The sequence below is a fragment of the Chromohalobacter moromii genome (assembly GCF_023091865.1).
Classification (GTDB): domain Bacteria; phylum Pseudomonadota; class Gammaproteobacteria; order Pseudomonadales; family Halomonadaceae; genus Chromohalobacter; species Chromohalobacter moromii.
The window spans coordinates 89,497-108,008 of record NZ_JAHXDI010000003.1; the positions used below are offsets into that span (position 1 = coordinate 89,497).

The 18,512-nt window shown below is 61.1% G+C and carries 18 protein-coding genes; 4 read left to right on the plus strand and 14 right to left on the minus strand.

The window, feature by feature from the left end:
- Nucleotides 1–76: 76 nt before the first annotated feature.
- Nucleotides 77–625: a thioredoxin family protein gene (locus KZO83_RS10405; RefSeq protein ID WP_247620754.1), complete on the plus strand. Its 549-nt coding sequence runs from the start codon at nucleotides 77–79 to the stop codon at nucleotides 623–625.
- Entirely contained in the window at nucleotides 616–1,560 is a 945-nt protein-coding gene (locus KZO83_RS10410; RefSeq protein WP_247620755.1) for a threonine ammonia-lyase, read from the plus strand. The genes KZO83_RS10405 and KZO83_RS10410 overlap by 10 nt, the downstream gene beginning before the upstream one ends.
- Before the next feature lie 63 nt (nucleotides 1,561–1,623).
- On the opposite strand, the gene pcaG is transcribed toward KZO83_RS10410, so the two are convergent.
- The 5 genes from pcaG to mdlC all read right to left on the minus strand — a co-directional run bounded on the left by pcaG (nucleotide 1,624) and on the right by mdlC (nucleotide 7,017).
- Entirely contained in the window at nucleotides 1,624–2,256 is a 633-nt protein-coding gene (gene pcaG, locus KZO83_RS10415) for a protocatechuate 3,4-dioxygenase subunit alpha (RefSeq protein ID WP_084076006.1), read from the minus strand.
- A gap of 3 nt (nucleotides 2,257–2,259) precedes the next feature.
- Complete coding sequence (gene pcaH / locus KZO83_RS10420; RefSeq protein WP_247620756.1) at nucleotides 2,260–3,000, minus strand: protocatechuate 3,4-dioxygenase subunit beta; 741 nt, start codon at nucleotides 2,998–3,000, stop codon at nucleotides 2,260–2,262.
- A gap of 172 nt (nucleotides 3,001–3,172) precedes the next feature.
- Nucleotides 3,173–4,150 (minus strand): pca operon transcription factor PcaQ, encoded by a 978-nt coding sequence (pcaQ, locus tag KZO83_RS10425; protein ID WP_247620757.1) that lies wholly within the window; start codon nucleotides 4,148–4,150, stop codon nucleotides 3,173–3,175.
- A 172-nt stretch (nucleotides 4,151–4,322) separates the two neighbouring features.
- The gene (locus KZO83_RS10430) at nucleotides 4,323–5,345 is read right to left on the minus strand and encodes a TRAP transporter substrate-binding protein (RefSeq protein WP_247620758.1); all 1,023 of its coding nucleotides are present in this window, start codon (nucleotides 5,343–5,345) and stop codon (nucleotides 4,323–4,325) included.
- 85 nt (nucleotides 5,346–5,430) lie between these two features.
- Nucleotides 5,431–7,017, minus strand: a complete 1,587-nt coding sequence (gene mdlC / locus KZO83_RS10435) for a benzoylformate decarboxylase (RefSeq protein ID WP_247620759.1) — start codon at nucleotides 7,015–7,017, stop codon at nucleotides 5,431–5,433.
- A 97-nt stretch (nucleotides 7,018–7,114) separates the two neighbouring features.
- On the opposite strand from mdlC, the gene KZO83_RS10440 reads away from it, so the two are divergent.
- Nucleotides 7,115–8,041, plus strand: coding sequence for a LysR family transcriptional regulator (locus tag KZO83_RS10440; RefSeq protein WP_248287595.1), 927 nt, complete (start codon nucleotides 7,115–7,117; stop codon nucleotides 8,039–8,041).
- A 20-nt stretch (nucleotides 8,042–8,061) separates the two neighbouring features.
- On the opposite strand, the gene KZO83_RS10445 is transcribed toward KZO83_RS10440, so the two are convergent.
- The 9 genes from KZO83_RS10445 to KZO83_RS10485 form a co-directional block, all read right to left on the minus strand.
- A complete protein-coding gene (locus KZO83_RS10445; RefSeq protein WP_247620761.1) occupies nucleotides 8,062–9,075 on the minus strand; it encodes a TRAP transporter substrate-binding protein in 1,014 nt (337 codons plus the stop codon).
- Nucleotides 9,076–9,149: 74 nt separating this feature from the next.
- Nucleotides 9,150–10,436, minus strand: a complete 1,287-nt coding sequence (locus KZO83_RS10450) for a TRAP transporter large permease (RefSeq protein ID WP_247620762.1) — start codon at nucleotides 10,434–10,436, stop codon at nucleotides 9,150–9,152.
- The gene (locus tag KZO83_RS10455; RefSeq protein ID WP_247620763.1) at nucleotides 10,429–10,953 is read right to left on the minus strand and encodes a TRAP transporter small permease; all 525 of its coding nucleotides are present in this window, start codon (nucleotides 10,951–10,953) and stop codon (nucleotides 10,429–10,431) included. The genes KZO83_RS10450 and KZO83_RS10455 overlap by 8 nt, the downstream gene beginning before the upstream one ends.
- A gap of 17 nt (nucleotides 10,954–10,970) precedes the next feature.
- Nucleotides 10,971–11,993: a TRAP transporter substrate-binding protein gene (locus KZO83_RS10460; protein WP_247620764.1), complete on the minus strand. Its 1,023-nt coding sequence runs from the start codon at nucleotides 11,991–11,993 to the stop codon at nucleotides 10,971–10,973.
- 95 nt (nucleotides 11,994–12,088) lie between these two features.
- Nucleotides 12,089–13,258: a bifunctional 3-oxoadipate enol-lactonase/4-carboxymuconolactone decarboxylase PcaDC gene (pcaDC, locus tag KZO83_RS10465; protein WP_247620765.1), complete on the minus strand. Its 1,170-nt coding sequence runs from the start codon at nucleotides 13,256–13,258 to the stop codon at nucleotides 12,089–12,091.
- 10 nt (nucleotides 13,259–13,268) lie between these two features.
- Nucleotides 13,269–14,474, minus strand: coding sequence for a 3-oxoadipyl-CoA thiolase (pcaF, locus tag KZO83_RS10470; RefSeq protein ID WP_247620766.1), 1,206 nt, complete (start codon nucleotides 14,472–14,474; stop codon nucleotides 13,269–13,271).
- Nucleotides 14,475–14,484: 10 nt separating this feature from the next.
- A complete protein-coding gene (locus KZO83_RS10475; protein ID WP_246941555.1) occupies nucleotides 14,485–15,261 on the minus strand; it encodes a CoA-transferase subunit beta in 777 nt (258 codons plus the stop codon).
- Complete coding sequence (locus tag KZO83_RS10480; protein ID WP_247620767.1) at nucleotides 15,258–16,079, minus strand: CoA transferase subunit A; 822 nt, start codon at nucleotides 16,077–16,079, stop codon at nucleotides 15,258–15,260. Before KZO83_RS10480 ends, KZO83_RS10475 begins: the two co-directional genes overlap by 4 nt.
- 159 nt (nucleotides 16,080–16,238) lie before the next feature.
- Nucleotides 16,239–17,573, minus strand: a complete 1,335-nt coding sequence (locus KZO83_RS10485; RefSeq protein ID WP_247620768.1) for a class-II fumarase/aspartase family protein — start codon at nucleotides 17,571–17,573, stop codon at nucleotides 16,239–16,241.
- A gap of 127 nt (nucleotides 17,574–17,700) precedes the next feature.
- Here KZO83_RS10485 and KZO83_RS10490 point away from each other — a divergent pair, with 127 nt between their 5' ends.
- Complete coding sequence (locus KZO83_RS10490; protein ID WP_247620769.1) at nucleotides 17,701–18,492, plus strand: IclR family transcriptional regulator domain-containing protein; 792 nt, start codon at nucleotides 17,701–17,703, stop codon at nucleotides 18,490–18,492.
- Nucleotides 18,493–18,512 lie beyond the last annotated feature (20 nt).

The window sequence follows — 18,512 nt, forward strand, 5'->3', positions numbered from 1 at the left end:
ATCGCGCCTAGAATGAAGGCAGGCTTCTCGCCCGTCATAAGGCGTGAGTGATATTCAGCGCGCATCGGAGGTCCCCATGTCATTGACACCTTCCACCATGATCGAACTGGGCTCCCCACTGCCGGCATTTCAGCTTCCCGATGCCGACGGCAAGGAAGTCGACAGCGCCGATTTCGCCGGGCGGCCGATCCTCGTCGCGTTCATCTGCAACCACTGCCCCTTCGTCAAGCACATCGCGGATGCCTTCGCCGATTTCGCCCGCGAGTATCAGGCCAAGGGCCTGGCGGTGATCGCCATCAACAGCAACGACTTTCACGCCCATCCGGACGACAATCCCGAGAACATGCGTGCAGAAATCGACGCACGCGGCTACACCTTCGATTATCTGGTGGATGAAAGCCAGGACGTGGCACGTGCCTTCGAGGCAGCCTGTACTCCGGACTTCTTCCTCTTCGACCATGAGCATCGCTTGGCCTACCGAGGGCAGTTCGACGCCAGCCGACCCAGCAAGGAGACGCCGGTCACCGGGGAGGATTTACGGGCCGCCGCCAACGCCGTGCTCGCGGACCGCGCACCGTCAGCGCAGCAGACGCCTTCAATGGGCTGCAATATCAAATGGAAGTAAGCGATGTCCAACGCGCGCGGGAACGGATCGCCGAGGCCCTCGCGCCGACACCGCTGTTGCTCGACCAGACGCTGTCCGAGCGTCTGGGACGACGTGTGTGGCTCAAGGCAGAGTCATTTCAGCACACCGGCTCCTTCAAGGCACGCGGTTCGCTGAACTGGCTACGCACGGCCCGCGACGCGGAACTTGTCGGTGGGCTAGGCGCCGTTTCCGCCGGCAACCACGCCTTGGGCCTAGCCTGGGCGGCACGGCAAAGGAGCGTGCCCGTAACCATCGTGATGCCCGAGAATGCGAGTCCCTTCAAGGTCAAAGGAAGCCGCGCGCTGGGTGCGGAGGTCATCCTGCACGGCGATATCAACGCGGCCTGGGCATTGATGCATGAAAGGGTCGGGGAACGCGGCCTGACGCTGGTGCATCCTTATGACGACGAACGCATCATCGCCGGCCAGGGCACGCTGGGGCTCGAGGTGCTCGAGCAGGCACCGGACGCCCAGGCGATTCTGTGCCCGGTCGGTGGCGGCGGCCTGATCGGGGGCATCGGCGTGGCGACGTCGGCGCTGCGCCCCTCGCTCTCGCTGATCGGCGTGGAACCCAGCGGGGCGGCGAGCATGGCGCATGCCTGGGCCCAGGGTGGCCCCGCTAGGCTCAGTGAAGTGCAAAGCTGCGCCAAGAGTCTCGCCGCCGCTATCGTCGGCGAGCACACCTATCCGCTGAGTCGCCGACACGTCGCCGAGCTCGTCGACGTGGATGAAGATGCCATCCACCGTGCCATGCGCCACTTGCTTTACCAGACCAAGCTAGTCGCGGAGCCTGGCGCCGCCGTGGGGGTGGCCGCCCTGCTCGAAAGCGCGGCGACACTACCACCGCAAGGCGATGTCGTGGTCATCGTCACCGGCGCCAACCTGGGGCGCGAGGAACTGGCCGGCTTGTTGTAAGCGATGTCTTGGCAGTACGTGCTGGAGCGACATGCTGATATCACGTGCTCTCTCGTCACGCGCTTAGAAGTCGAAGAACACCGTCTCGCCCTCGCCCTGCAGCCGAATGTCGAAACGATAGCGGGGCTTGCCTTCACCCTCTTCACGCGTGGCGATCAGCGTCTGACGCCGCGTGGGCGACTCAACCGCATTGAGCACCGGGCAGGCCGCGTTGGCCTCGGCCTCGTCTTCGAAGTACAACCGCGTATGCAGCTGAATATTGATGCCGCGGGCGAACACGGCGAGCGTGACGTGCGGTGCCATCAGGCGGCCATCGCGGCGCGCGACCTGGCCCGGTTTGATGGTGTGAAAGCACCACTCGCCGTCGTTTTCCACCGTGGTCGCGGTGCGTCCGAAGCTGTTGAACGGCGCTTGCAGATCGAATTCGCACTGGTAGTTGCCATGAGCGTCCGCCTGCCAGGCTTCCAGCAAGGCATCGCGCACCAGGTCGCCGTTGCCGTCGATGACGCGGCCCACGAGTTCGATGGCCTCGCCGTCGGCCTCCGGCGAAGCGAGCCGATTCCAGATTTCTTCCTCACGCGGCGGCAAGCCGGCGATATCCAAGGCCAGGCCGATGTGCACGTAGGGGCCGGCCGTCTGTGACGCGGTTTCACGCAGCATGGTTGCAGCGCAGGGCTGTGAGTTCGGCTGTTGCATGATTTACCCCTGGTTCTCGAAATAGGTTTGCACTTCACCGCGGATCACCAGATCGAAACGGTAGGCCAGACAATCCATCGAGCGGCTACGCGCCATGTCGAGACGACCGGTCATGGTTTCCACCGCTTCGGGGTCACGCAGGGTATGCACGATGGGACACAGCGGAATCAGCGGGTCGCCCTCGAAGTACATCTGGGTGATCAAGCGCGTGGAGATCGACGGTCCCATCACCGAGACGTGGATGTGCGCCGGGCGCCAGCTATTGATGTCGTTGGGCCAGGGATACGGGCCGGGCTTGACGGTGCGGAAACGGTACCAGCCCTCGTCATCGCTCAGGCAGCGCCCCACACCACCGAAGTTAGGATCTAGCGGCGCCAGGTAACCGTCTTTCTTGTGGCGATAACGCCCACCGGCGTTGGCTTGCCACATTTCCACCAGGGTGTTGGGCACCGGCTTGCCGAACTGATCGATGACACGTCCGAACACGATGACCCGCTCGCCGATGGGCAATCCGGATTGGGCCTCGTTGTCGGCACGGAAGTTGAGCAGCAGGTCGTTGTCGTGGGGCCCCATGCGTAGGCGCGTAAAATCCGGGCCGCCGAGCTCCGAAACGCTGGGCGCCTGCATGCTGACATAGGCTTGGCTAGGGGAGCGCGCCACCGTCGTCTTGTAGCCCGGCGCATAGGCCGGGGGGTGCCAGTTACGGTCGCGCTCGACGAAGCGTTTATTATCGTTGCGAGGCATGCGAATCTCCTGATCGAAAGGACCGCGGCGCGAGCGAACGCCACGATGTCATGCCTCATTGTCCGTGCCTGGCGCGGGTTGCCAATTGAAATGGCCGACCACCGCTATAACCCCAGGGCTATGTCGGCCAAAGGTCTATGCTACCAAAGATCAAGTATCCGCCTGTGATCTGTCACCCCGAAGGTGATGCCATCTCGGCGACGATATCGCGCAGACACGCGCTCAAGGCGTCGACGCCGGGATTGCGCGGCAGGGCGATATTGGTGCACACCCCCACGGAGCCGCCCCGCGATTCCAGACGCACGGGCAAGCGCGCCAGGCGGCCATCGCGGAGATCCTCGCGTACCGCATCGAGAGGCGCGACCCACAGCGCGTCGCTAGCCAAGGCATAGCGACGGCTCAACGAGAGCGACAGGGTTTCCAGTGCGATACGCGGCGGCTCGGCTCCCTGCTCGACCCAGAAACGCTCGACCTGATCGCGCAGGGTGGTCGACGTCGGTGGGACGATCCACGCATTGGCGGTCAACGCTTCAGCATCCAGTACATCCTGCCCCAACAGCGGGTGCTCGGCGCGCACCACCAACACCAACGGCTCGTAATACAGGTGCTCGAACTGCAGGCCGCGGATTTCGCGAGCCTCGCTCATGCGTCCGGCCACCGCGTCCAGCTCCCCCATCCGAAGGCGGGAGAGCAGATACGCACTGGGCCCCGTCACCACCTGAACGCGCCATTGCGGTGCCTGGGCATGCAGGCGATGCAACGCCCGGGGAAGCAGGCCCTCTTCGACGGTCGAAAGCGCGCCCAGACGCACCACCGCCTCCTGCTGGGCGGCGTCCTGCACCGCCTGGAATCCCTCGCCTAGACTGCGCAGCGCGGGGCCGGCGTGACGCAGTAGCGTCAAGCCAGCGGTGGTCAAGGTAGCGCCTTGCGGACTGCGCTCGAAAAGCGTCGTCTCGAGGATCTCTTCCAGCTCGCGAATCGTCTTGGACATCGCCGGCTGGGTAATGGAAAGTGCCTGCGCGGCCTTGGCCAGACTTTGCAACCGCGCGACTTCCTGAAACGCCATGAGATGGCGCAGCTTGACGCGAGCGCTCAGCATCGCGGTGTCCTCACGAATCACGGGCAGGGGCGCGACGCATGTACGAGCCACGATCGTTCGCCCTCGCCAAGGTCACATCAGTGAGAGGAGGATACCAGCAGGCGCTGGGTACCGACCATGGCGATGAGGTAGCGGCATGCCATGCTGTGTCATGAACTCCCATGGATGAAATACAACGGCGCCACCTCGCAAGGCGGCGCCGTATCACGCGAGAGTGTTCTCATCACAACGCGCACTTGCCATCACGCAAGGACAAAGCCTTCTCGTAGACCGCTGGCGCGTTGTCGATACCCCGCTCTTCCAAGCGCTCGAGGTAACGCTCGGTACCGCGCTTCAAGGGGCCCGACCATTGCGGATCGTTCAGGGGATCCTCGACACTATGGATCGTATCGCCCTGCTCGCGCGCCTGCTCCTTGCCTTGAGTATCGAGCCCGTAGAATACCTCGCCTGCTTTCTCGGCCCAGCGCATGCCACTGTTGGCGTCGATCGCCTTACGCGCTGCGGGCGATAACGCCTCGTAAGCATCACGATTCATGACAGCCATCAGGGCGCCCGTGTAGTAGGGAATATCCAAGTGGTAGTTGGCCAACTCATTGACTTGGAATACTTTCATGGCTTCCCAGGGCAAGCTCAATCCATCGATCACGCCACGCTGCATCGAGGTATAGATGTCCGGTGCCGGCATGCCTACCGGATCGGCGCCCATGCTTTCCAGCATATCGCTGGACACTTCACTGGGCGTGCGTATACGCAGCCCTTCGAGATCTTCCGGCGTTTGAACCTCAGTGTCTCGCGTATGCAAAGGTGCCGGCCCGGTGGTGAACAAGAACAGCGGATGCGAATCAGCGTACTCGTCGCCCAGCTCGCCGTCATCGTAAAGCGACTGCAGGATGCAGGCCCCTTGAGGTGCGCTGGCTGACACGCCGGGCAGCTGCACGATTTCGGAGAGCGGGAAGCGCCCCGCCGTATAGCCCTGAAGCGTAACAGTGATATCGGCGACGCCGTTGACCACGCCTTCGTAGGCACTGTTTGCCTTGCTCAGCGTCTGCGAGGGATAGATCTCTACTTCGAGCGCTCCATCGGAATCCTCCTTGACCTGCTTCGCCCAGGCCTCGATGAGATCTTGATTGACGGCGGATTGCGCAGGCCACAGGTGGCCCAGGCGCAGTGTGGTATCGGCGTAGGCGGCGCTCGCTGCAGCGGTAAGCCCGAGCCCTAGAAGGCAGCATGAGATGGCGTGTTTCATTGTATGACCTCGTTATCGTTGTGTGATGTATTCGGTCGTGTGGCGCTCAGAATCTGGCACCGTGCTTGTTATGTCAGACGCATCCTCAAGGCTCGATGGTGGTCGTGGAAACTTCGATGACGCGGGGCTTATCATCTTCGAGGGCAGTTTGCAGTGCCGTCTCGAAGTCATGGCGGACCGATACGGCCACGGCTTCGACGCCATAGCCCTTGGCCAGGGCACAGAAATCGAGCCCAGGCACGTCGAGACCGGGCGAGTCTTCGGCATCCAATAGGCGGGAGAACCAGCGCAAGGCGCCATAGGTACCATTCTTCAGGATCACGAAGACCACCGGGATACGATATTGCGCAGCGCTCCACAGCGCGGTAATGGCATAATTCGCCGAGCCATCGCCGATCACGCCGATCACGCGGCGCTCAGGGCGCGCCAATTGCACGCCGACGGCCGCAGGCAAGCCAAAACCCAGCCCGCCGGCGGCGGGAAAGAAATAGCTGCCGGGATGGCGCATTTCCACACGCTCCCAGAACGCCGTGACCGTCGAGGTGGATTCCTTCACGTAGATCGTATCTTCCGGGGCCACCGCGTTCATGACATCGAACACCGTCTCCGGTGTCAGCAGACCTTCAGGGTCCACTTGCGGTTCAGGCCTCGGTAACGGCTCGGGACGCGCCCGGTCGCTCTGCGGGAGACGCGGCACCAGGGCCTCGAGCGTGGCGTAAATATCGCCCACAAGGGCATCGCCCATGGGAGCCCGCGCCGCCTCCTGCATGTCGCAGGTAAGATGAAACAGCTTGGCACCCTCGGGCAGGTAACGCCCCGGTGCGTACTGATGATAGCGGAACACCGGCGCGCCGATGACGACGATGAGATCATGCCCCGCGAGACGATCCGAAATACCTTGTATCGCCGCCGGCAAGACGCCACGGAAGCTCGCATGACGCGTGGGGAAAGGACAGCGCGAGGCCGACGGCGCCACCCAGGCCGGCGCATTTAGGCGCTCGGCCAGGGCCACCGCCAGGGCATTGGCGCCGTAAGCATCGACATCAGGCCCCAGCACCAGCACCGGGTTGCGGGCCGCGTTCAGGCGCTCGGCGAGCGCCTCGACCTGGGCCTCGGCGGGTTGCGCGGCGCTCGTCACCTGACGGGCACTAAGCAGCGCAGCCTCTTCGCTGACCTCATGTCCCCAATCATCGTGCGGAATCGACACGTAGACAGGGCCACGCGCCGGCAAATTGGCCGTGTGGATCGCCTGACTCAAGGCGCGCGGCACATCCTCGGGGCACGACGGCTCATAACTCCACTTGACCAGCGGGCGCGGCAATTGCGGCGCATCCACGTTGGCCAGCATCGATTCGACACCCATCATCGAGCGCGCCTGCTGGCCGGCAGTCAACACCAGCGGCGAATGTGAATACCAGGCATTGGTCAACGCGCCCATGGCATTGCCGGACCCGGCCGCCGCATGCAAATTCACCAGGGCTGGATGCCCACTGGCCAGGGCAAAACCATCCGCCATGCCGACGACAACGCCTTCATGGAGCCCCAGAACATAACGGAAATCAGCGGGAAAATTCTTTAAGAAAGGCAACTCATTGGAACCAGGATTACCAAAGACAGTCGTCAGCCCCTGGCGGCGCAATAGGTCATAAGTCGCAGAATGGACGGTTGGCATAACCACCTCGAAACATCGTGTTCTTGAACGATAGTTTTCTTGCCAAGACGACTCAAATCATTATTCTTTCTATACGAAATAAATAGGACTTATCCGAATGCGCCCTATAGACCTTAATCTCATACGGACATTCGTGACACTGTATGAATCGCGTAGCGTTACCCTCGCCGCGCACCGGCTAAATGTCACTCAGCCCTCCGTCAGCTACTCTCTTTCAAGGCTTCGCGAGATTTTCAACGATCCGCTTTTCTCCAGAACGCGCGATGGCATGGAACCCACCTTCCTTTCCTCACAGGTCTACGCGTCCTTTCGTCATGCCTTGACACAAATAGAGCACACGATCAGCGACAATCAGCATTTCGATCCTTGCCACTCACAGCGGCGTTTTCGACTGGCCTTGACCGACCTAGGGGAAACGACTCTGCTGCCTGCCATTCTTCAGCGCATGCAGACATTAGCACCACACGTGGAGCTTGAGGTCGTGCCGTTGGAAATAGAAAAGATCAATTCATGGTTCGACAACAAAAGTGTCGATGCCGTCGTTTGTAGCCGGGATATAATGGCGCCCAGCATGGGAAGAAAAGCCATCATTGAGGAGCGTTATGTATGCTTGTTAAGCAAACAGCATCCACGCATTCAGAAGAGACTCGACATGGAGACCTTCACTCAGGAGCATCACGTCGTCGTCTCTCCTTCATCGGGACACAGCCTCGCTGAAGATATATTGAAAACACACGACATCAGCCGCAAAGTCAGCGCCGTCGTGCCCCACTTCTCGGCGTTGCCTCGCATCCTGGAGAATTCAGAGTTACTGGCGATACTCCCCCAGCAGATCGCACATATCTTTGCGCGAGAAGCGGCTCTACAGATATGTGAGCTACCTTTCGACGTGCCAAATGTCGAGGTAACGCTCTACTGGCCACGCCATGCCGATGACTCATCGGCGCAAGAGTGGTTTCGTCAAACGCTCATCGAGGCGATCGCCCCGGGGCATGAAAAGAACGGTCCGTCAGGCGCACGCTGACGGACCATGCAGTACCATACTTAAGCGTCGCAGGATTCCTTTAGGGTCATGACGGTGTCGTACGTCTGGGCCCCTGGCAAGCCTTCTTCCTGCAAGTCGTTTACATAACGATTGATCGTATCCTTGAGTACCGGTCCCCAATCGTCGTCTTGCAACGGGTTATCGATGGTGATGATTTCATCGCCCGCATCGAGTGCTTCCTGACGACCTTCCTTGATCAGTTCATCGTACACACTGGCCGCCTTCATCGACCACTCCATACCGCTATGCTCGTCGACGACTTTCTTGAGGTCATCCGGCAAGTTCTCGTAATCATCCTTGTTCATCGTCGCGATCAGTGCCAGATCGTACAGCGGCACTTCGGTATGATAATTAACGAGCTCGTTGACCCGGAAGGTCTTGGCGCCTTCCCAGTTGATGCTCAAGCCATCCATTACGCCACGCTGGAGCGACGTGTAGATATCCGGCGCCGGCATCCCGACAGGTTGCGCGCCGAGATCTTCCATCATGTCTCCCACCAGCGAGGTCGGACGACGTAAGCGCATGCCCTCCAGGTCACTGGGCTTCTCGAGCAATTTCTCCTTGGCGTGCAGGTAACCCGGCCCGGTCGTGAACATGAAAAGCACGTGTGAATCCGAGTACTCCTGATCGAGGTTGCCTTGATCGTAGAGCTTCTGCAACACGCAGGAGCCTTGACGACTGCTATTGGAAACCCCGGGAACTTCGACGACTTGCGTCAAGGGAAAGCGTCCCGACGTATAACCTTGGGCCGTCGCACCGATATCGGCGATACCATCGACCACCGCCTCATAGGTGGCATCGGACTTGGCGAGCGTCTGGCCCGGGAACACCTGTACTTCCAGGCGACCGTCCGATGCCTCCTCCACGCTATCGGCCCACGCCTGGAAGATTTCCGTGTCGATCTTGGATCCCCCCGGCCATACGTGAGCCAGGCGTAGCGTTTCCGCCTGTGCCAGGCCAGGCAAAACGGCTAATCCAAAGGTCAAGCCGGCGGCGTAGTAGATTGTTTTCATTGTTGGTACCTCATTGTGTCTTGATGGCTAGCGTTTGCGTCCTTCCATACCACTCGCGCGTTCCACTCCTGGAATCAAATGAGAAACAGACTGAGCACGGGAAATGCGATCAATAGTGCCAAGCGTATAAAGTCGGCGGCGATGAAGGGCGCCACACCCTTGAAGATTTCACCCAATCCCACATGGGGTGCCATGGCTTTGATAACGAAGACATTCATCCCCACTGGGGGCGTTATCAAGCCTAATTCGACGGTCAATACGGTCACGATGCCGAACCATACCGGATCGATACCCACGCTCTGAATGATCGGGAACACTACCGGCACGGTGATCACCAGCATGGCGATCGAATCCATGAACATCCCGAGGATGAAATACAGCAACAAGATGCATAGCAGCACGACAAGCGGCGTAAGATCCATGCTTAAAAGGAACTCACTGATGGTAAAGGAAATCCGCGAGACCGAAATGAAGTAGCCTAGCGTCTCGGCCCCCACCAGCATGAAAAACACCACCGAGGAAAGTGCCAACGTTTCCTGCACGGACTGCCACAACCCTCTTGCACGCATCCCTTTGGCCAAGGCATACAGCAATGTCGCAAAGGCCCCCACACTCGCCCCTTCTGTGGGCGTGAAAGCACCAAAATAAATGCCCAATATGAGGAGTAGAAAGACGCCGAAGAAAGGTGACAATCCCGCCAAGGATTTAACCTTATCGCCCCAGGAAGTGGACTCTCCCGCGACGGCAAGCGAAGGCTTTAGCCGCATCACGACGGTGATCGCCAACGAGTAGAAAAGGAGTCCCATCAGCCCGGGTATGAGACCCGCCATGAACATATCGCCTACCGACTGCTCGGTAAGAATGGCGTAGATCAACAACGCGATGCTCGGCGGAATCATGATTCCCAGCGTTCCACCTGCAGCCAGCGCACCGGTGGCCAAGCCCCGGTTGTAACCGTAGCGCTCCATTTCGGGCAGTGCGACGCGGGTCATGGTGCTCGCCGTGGCCAATGACGATCCGGAAATCGCCGAGAAAATACCGCAGGAGCCAATCGCCGAGATCGCCAGCCCGCCTTTCCAGCCACCGCAGATGACGCGAGTGGAATTGAACAATTTACCTGCCATGCCGGAGTGCGCCGCCAATACCCCCATGAAAATGAACATGGGAACCGCACTGAAGCTGTAATTGGATAACACTTCCACGGGCACGGATTTGACCATCGACAAGGCGGCGCCCATGTTGATGATCTGCGAGAACCCTACGACACCGACGATCAACATCGATAGTGCCACCGGCACGCGCAGCATCATCAACACCAGCAATGACGCCAGGCCTAGGCCACCAATCATTTCACTACCCATTGGCGCTTTCCTCCTGTTGGCCGAAGACGCCGCTCAGCAAGACATGCATCAAGCTGCGCAGGCTGAGTAGTGCACTCAGAAAGGCGGCAAACAAATAAATAGGTCCCATGGAAATCCGCAAGTCTTGCGTGACTTCACCATGAGATATCGCGCCGAGCGCCGAATTGATCAGCCCCACGCACAAGATAATCCCCAGCACCATGAAACCCAGCAGGTAAAAACCGTGCAGGCGCGCCTTGAGGGCATCGTTCATACGGTGCGTCAGTGCCTCGACGACTACCTGGCTTTTCTCGACGCTCGCAGCCATGGCCGCGAGCAGAGAGAACAGCAGCAGGTAGCTGACCAACTCCACGCTTCCCGACACGCTGAGGGATATCGCTCCACCGGTCAGATCACTCAAGTAACGCAGCCCCACGTCGAGAATGGTGACCGACAACAGCGCCAGAAGCGCTATGCCAGCTATGATTCTGCACAGGGAGCCCAGCCAATGACTGAGCCGAGTGAGCCCTTGCTGCATACCGTTCTCTCCTAGCCTTATTCGGCAGAGCAGGATTTGCGCGCTTCGAGCGCTGCGTAATAGACATCTCGCGCCTGATCGAGACCACGCGACTCGAGATTACCGAGGTACTGGTCGATGCCTGCCTTGAGCGGCTTTGACCATTCCGAATTTTCGAGCGGATTGTCGATGACACGAATGGTGTGTCCGGCTTCTTCGGCCTCTTTTTTGCCGGCCTTATCATCGGCGGCAAAGACCTTTCCGGCTTTTTCCGCCCACTTCATGCCGGAGTTCTCGTCGATGGCCTTTTGTTGCTCGGGGGACAGGCTGTCATATGTGTCCTGGCTCATCGTGGCGACGAAGATCAGCGTGTAGAACGGTACCTGCGTGTGGTACTCGGTCAGCTCGTTGAGGCGGAAGGTCTTCATCCCTTCCCAAGGAAAGCTCAAGCCATCGAGCACACCGCGTTGCATGGAGGTATAGATTTCCGGGGCCGGCATGCCCACCGGTTCAGCGCCCATGTTCTTGAGGATATTGCCCGCCACGGACGTGGGGCGACGCATGCGCAGTCCTTCGAGGTCCGACGGTGTCTGCACGTCCGTCTCGCGCGTGTGGATATACCCTGGCCCGGTGGTGAACATGAATAGCACATGGGTATCGTCATATTCGCTGGCGATCTGGCCATCGTCATAGAGCGTCTGGAGCACGCAGGCCCCTTCCGGCGCCGACGACGCCACACCCGGCAATTCCACGATCTGACTCAGCGGAAAGCGGCCATTGGTATAGCCCTGTGCCGTGATCCCGATGTCGGCGATACCATTGACGGCCGCTTCATAGGTTTCGTCCGCCTGGCTCAAGGTCTGCGAGGGATAGTTCTCGACCTGTAGGGAGCCATTGGAGTCTTTTTCCACTGCGTCGGCCCAGGCTTCGAACACATCTTTATTGATGGACGAAGCCCCCGGCCAAAAATGCGACATGCGCAGTGTCGTTTCCGCATGGGCGGTCGACACGGCAGCCGCGGTCAAGGAGAGGGTAAGCATGCAAGTGAGCGTACGTTTCATGGCGTTGATTCCTCTTATTATCTCGAAAGAGGCCCAATAAGGCCTCTCGGTTCCACCACCTTCCGAAGAAGGCCAGTTCCAGGCAGAGATTCTCGTTATAGGGTTTTGCCCCAGCCCAGTTTCTTGGCCATCGAAAAGGCATGGTTAGCAGCCGGCACGCCGGCATAGATCGCCACATGCATCAGTGCCTGGCGCAGTTGTGCTTCGCTAAGGCCGATACGCTGGGCGGTTTTCAGGTGGAGTTCCAGCTCTCCGTCGCGCCCCAGCGCTGCTAGCACCGCCAGGGTGATCATGCTGCGCTCGGTGCGGCTCAAATCATCGTTGCCCCACAGCTCGCCCCAGGCCATGCGCGTAATCATGTTCTGGAACGGCGCGTCGAGGGTGGTGGCATTTTCGCTGGCACGCGCCACGTGCTCGTCACCCAGCACCTGCTTCCGCGTTTCCAGACCGGCGGCATAGCTCACACCGTTCGCGTCGCCGTGCTCATCACCCAACCAGGCACGCAGACGCTTGGCGATGGCCTCGGGCACTTCCACGCTGGGGACATGGGCGATGTCTTCAAGCACTTCGAGACGCGCATCGCCGAACTGTGCGGCCAGCGTCTTCAAGGTGTCAGGCGGCGTGGAGAGATCCTCGCGCCCGCCGAGCAAGCGCACCGGTCCCACGACCCCGCGCAGTTGCCCGCTGAAGTCGGTATCGGCCAGCATCTCGCAAAGTCGCGCGTAGGACTCACCATCGGTACGCGCAAGCTGGATCTTCCAGCCCGTATAGGTCGCCGCATCGCCTTGCGCGAACGCCTCGGAAAACCAGCGCGGCACGATCTCGTCGGCCATGGCGGCCAAGCCTTCCTGGCGCACGCGCGAGGCCCGCGTATGCCAGTTGTCCGGCGACCCGATCACCGCGCCGGTGTTGGTCAGCACGACATCGGCGAAACGCTCGGGGCACTGGATCAGCAACTGCTGGCCGACCACGCCGCCGATCGAGGTACCCACGAAATGAAAGCGCGCCACGCCCAGCGCATCGGCCAAAGTCAGGGCGTCTTCGGCCAGCGCGCGAGGCGTGACCGCCTCGGTCAGGCCACTGCTGGCGCCATGACCGGGCAGGTCCCAGGTCACGCAGCGGAAACGGCCACGCAAGGCGGCGACCACGCCTTCCCACACGTCCTGGCTCATGCCCAGCGGGTGTGCCAACAGCACCGCCGGCAGCGCGGCTTCACCGCTATCGCGATAGGCGATCGTGCGCTCCGCCACCGTCAAGAAAGCCATGCCGTTCTCCTCAAACGCGTTCGATCAAAGTGGCCACGCCCTGGCCCACGCCGACACACATGGTGCAAAGGGCGTAACGCTTGTTCTGTACATGCAGCTCGTGCGCCGCGGTCAGCAGCAGCCGCGCCCCGGACATGCCCAGCGGATGTCCCAGCGCGATCGCACCGCCATTGGGATTGACGCGCGGATCGTCATCGGCCACGCCCAGTTCACGCAGGCATGCCAGCCCCTGGGCGGCAAAGGCTTCGTTGAGCTCGATGATGTCGACCTCATCGATGCCGATACCCAGACGCTCGAGCAGCTTGCGCGTCGCCGGTACCGGGCCCATGCCCATGATGCGCGGTTCGACGCCGGCGGTGGCCATGCCCAGGATCCGCGCCATCGGAGTGAGACCATGGCGCGCGACGGCGGCATCGCTAGCGACCAGCATCGCCGCCGCCCCGTCGTTGACGCCCGAGGCATTGCCCGCGGTCACGCTGCCGCCGTCGCGAAACGGCGTGGGCAACTTGGCCAGCTTTTCCAGCGTGGTGCCTGCGCGCGGATGCTCGTCCTGATCGACGACCAGGGGGTCCTGCTTGCGACGCGGCACCTCGACCGGCGTGATCTCCTGCGCCAGGCGCCCGGACTGCTGGGCGCGCTCGGTCTTCTGCTGCGAGCGCACGGCGAAGGCATCCTGATCCTCGCGGGACACCTGGAACTGCTCGGCGACGTTCTCGGCGGTCTCGGGCATCGACTCGACGCCGTAGTGGTTCTTCATCAGCGGGTTGACGAAACGCCAGCCGATAGTCGTGTCCTCGATCGCCTGGCTGCGCGAGAAAGCCGTCTCGGCCTTGCCCATCACGAACGGTGCGCGCGACATGGATTCCACGCCGCCGGCCAGGGCCAACTCGAACTCGCCCGCCTTGATGGCGCGAAATGCGGTGCCCACGGCGTCCATGCCCGACCCGCATAGGCGGTTCATCGTGGTACCGGGCACGGAGGTGGGCAGTCCGGCCAGCAACGCCGACATGCGCGCCACGTTACGGTTGTCCTCGCCGGCTTGATTGGCGCAGCCCATGATCACTTCATCGATGGCCGCCGGGTCGAGATCCGGCGCCTGGGCCAGCACGGCCCGGAAAATCGTGGCCGCCAGGTCGTCGGGACGGACGCTGGCCAGCGAGCCGCCGAAACGTCCCACGGCGGAACGCGTGGGATGACACAACCAAACATCGCTCATCGAATTCTCCTCACGCCTCACCGGCATGTTTGCGTTCGGTACGCGCCTTGAGATCCCGCAACACGTCGAGCTCATTCGCGGAAGGCATCGGCGTGGTGTCGAGCTGCTCGGCGAAACGGATCTCCCAGCCGGTCGCGTCCTGCACCTGCTCGGCGGTCACGCCCGGATGCAGCGATACCACTACCAGCTCGCGAGTCTCGGGATCGGGCTTCATCACGCACAGGTCGGTGATCACCCGGGTCGGGCCACGGCCGATATTGGGCACCCCGTCACGCGCCTTGCCGTCGCGACCGAAGCCGAGGGTGGTGATGAAATCCACCTGGTCGACGAAGGTCCGCTTGGAATGCTTGAGCGTGATGAACACCTCACCGGCGCAGGTGGCGATCTCCGGTGCCCCGCCGCCGCCGGGCAAGCGCACCTTGGGCGCCTGATAATCGCCGATCAGCGTGGTGTTGAGGTTGCAGTAGCGATCGATCTGCGCGGTGCCCAGAAAGCCCACATCGATCTTGCCGCCCTGCAGCCAGTAGCGGAACATTTCCGGCACCGACACGGTGGTCAGCGCCGACTCGCAAAGCTCGCCATCGCCAATGGAAAGCGGCAGCACGTCCGGCTTGGTCTGCAGCGTGCCAGACTCATAGATCAGCACCACGTCCGGTGCGTGCGTCAGGCGCGCCAGGTTGGCGGCCTCGGACGGCAAGCCGATGCCCACGAAGCAGGTCATGCCGTTCTCCAACGCCTTCGCCGCCGTCACGGTCATCATTTCCGAGGAGGTATATTCGTTACTCATTGGGCCTGACCTCCTGCGTTGTAGATATTCTCATCGAGCCATGCCTGAAAGGGGTCGCGATCGCGCGCGATGGTATCCCACTCCTTGTAGAAGCGGTTGTCGCGCGGGTAGTAACCGTGAGCGTAGGAGGGATAAGCGCCCTTCTCGGCGACGGCGATCGCGTCGATGGCCCAGCCGGGGATCACGCAGGCATTGGGACCGGCCTCGAGATCGTCGACGATTTCCTCGACGGTGACGATGCTCTTGCCCGCCGCCAGGATCGCCTCCTTCTGCACGCCGATGATGCCTTCCACCAGCACGTTGCCCTTGCGATCCGCCTTCTGCGCATGCACCAGAGATACGTCCGGGCGCACCGAAGGCACCGCCGCGAGGCGCTCGCCTGTGAATGGACATTCGATGTACTTGATCTGATCGTTGACGCTGGGCAACTCGCTGCCCACGTAACCGCGCAATACCGCCAATGGCAGGCCCGCCGCGCCGGCCTCGAACGCGCACGCCATGGCCGCATGACTGTGCTCGAAGATCTCCACCTTGTGCGGCCAGCCTTTCTCCACCGCATCGCGCAAGCGATGTAGCGACCCCACGCCGGGGTTACCGCCCCACGAGAAGATCAACTTCTTGGCACACCCGGCGCCGATCAATTGGTCGTAGACCAAGTCCGGCGTCATGCGGATCAGCGTCAGGTCATGCTTGCGCTGGCGAATGACCTCGTGTCCGGCGGCGAAGGGAATCAGGTGGGTGAAGCCTTCCATGGCCACGGTGGCGCCATCTTCGACATAGCGCGCCACGGCGTCATGGAGGCTAAGAAATTCGGCCATGCGGATTGCCTCGCAACTTGTTCGCTTGGTGAACACTGGTTTGTGATACGAACAAAATAATCGCGCAAGCCTACCGCGTCAAACCGCATGGCGTTTCAGAGCTTAGCTGACAAACCATCTAAAAATTTATAAAAAATCTTTTAAAACAATAAATTAATTTCATTTCAGGCGTTCAATCACACGCTCAACCAGACAACGGCTGCTACCAATGTATGATTCAGGACGCACCGCCTGGCGAAGGACGTCAGCGTCAATGGCACTCCCCGCGACGTCCTCGTGGGCCAGCAGTGCCTCGGCATAGTCCACGCCATCGCGACGCGCGTTTTCCGAGGCCTCGCGGGCGACGCGACGGGCTTCGTCGCTGGAAAGAACACTCTGCAGAACACGCGCGGCGGGCTCAGCCATGATGGCACCGCCTGTCACGCCCAGATTGCGCGCCATCACTTGATCGTGAACCTCAAGACCGCTCAATAGATGGTGCAAGGTCTCGAGAGCCCCCTCGAGCAGCAATGTCGCATCCAGCATCGGCGCCCACTCGGCATGCCACTCTCCCAGTCCACGTTCGAGTGGCTGAGCGCCGGCATTGGTCAACACGCTCAGCGCGGCATGAATCTGGCGCGCCGCCGCACGGATACGGGCGCAGCCCACCGGGTTGCGCTTGTGCGGCATCGACGACGATTCACCGACGCCTGCCTCGGCAGGCTCAGCCAGCTCACCGATCTCCGTCTGGGTGAGAAGCGCGACGTCGAGGGCAATCTTCTCAGTGGCCACGGCCACGGCATCGATGGCGCACCCCAGCGAATGAATCGGTTGACGATCGGTATGCCACGGCAGCCAAGGCTCGGCCAACGCCAGGCGGCTCGCCATACCGGTCATGATCGATACCCCGGCCTCGTCGAGCCCCGAATGAACCCCCACGGCTCCCCCGAACTGCACGTAAAGCCCCTCGGCGAGCACCTCGTCCAGGCGTTTTCCGGCCTGATGAAGTCCCCATAGCCATTGTCCAACCTTGGCCCCAAACGTGATGGGTAGCGCCTGTTGCATCAACGTACGTCCCACCATCGGCGTCTCGCGATGCGTCGACATCAACGTGAGGCCACTCTCGATGGACGCCGTCAGCAGATGCCGGCAACGCGTCAGTCGCGGCTTGAGCAATAGCATCAGGGCACTGTCGATGACATCCTGGCTGGTTGCCCCACGATGAAAATGGGGCTTCAATGTATCGGGAAGCGCCGCCTTGGCCTGTTTGACGAAAGGAATCGCCGCATTGCCGCCCTTGGCGGTGTCATCCGCTAACGCTTCGATGTCGAAAGATTCGAGTGTCAGATGCCGGCCGAGCGCCTCGGTAGTGCCCTTGGGAAGCATGTCTAGACGCTCTTGCTCGGCGGCTAGCGCCAGTTCCACGTCGAGCATTGCCACGACGAGATCCTGAGCCCGGCACTGTTCCCGGCCGGTGGCGCTGGTAAACGGGTGGCGTAAAAGTTTCTCGTACATGGGTCATCTCCCTCGTCTTTTTCCCCAATGACGCATTAGCGGACATATGTTCGCAGTTCGAACTCTATGCTAGAGTCAGCCAAGTGACCGAGCAATACAACGATCAAAGATACGGTGGCGCCAACCGATGACCGCACAGACCAACGACGAACCTCTCAAACCGGACGATCGCGATTTCGTGACTGCGCTGGCCAGCGGTCTGGACGTCATACTCGCCTTCGACCATGCCAACCCGCGCATGACGCTCAGTGAAGTCGCCACCAAGACCGGCATGAACCGTGCCCGTGCCCGCCGCTTTTTACTGACGCTCAACGCCTTGGGATATGTACGCAAACAGCATCGGCATTTCGAGCTGGCGCCCAAGACACTGCAGCTTGGGTATGCGTTTCTCTCGGCAAACAATTACCGCTCAGTGATCCAACAGCATCTAGAGGACATCACCCAACAGACCGGAGAATCCTCATCGCTGGGTGTACTCGACGGCAGCGACGTCACCTATGTATGCCGCTCTGCGGCACCGCACCGGCTGATGGTAATCACTCTGGCGATCGGCACCCGCCTACCGGCGGTAGCAACCTCGATGGGACGCGTACTGCTTGCACAATTGCCCGAGGCCGAACTCGATGCCTTGCTGGAGACGGTCAGCCTTGAGCAGCACACCGAACGCACCATCACTGACAAGGCCGAACTCCGCGCCTGCCTGCGCCAGGTACGCGAGCAAGGTTATTGCATCGTCGACCAGGAACTCGATTCTGGCCTGCGTTCGCTTGCCTTGCCGGCCTTCGATGCTCACGGCAGGTTGCTAGGCGCCATCAACGTGAGCACCAACGCCGCACGCATCGACATGACGATGCTGACCGAGCGGTTCCTGCCACTGCTTCGTGAGAAGGCACAGCAAATCGCCAATCAGGTCAACTAACCTCCTACCGCATTTCAACC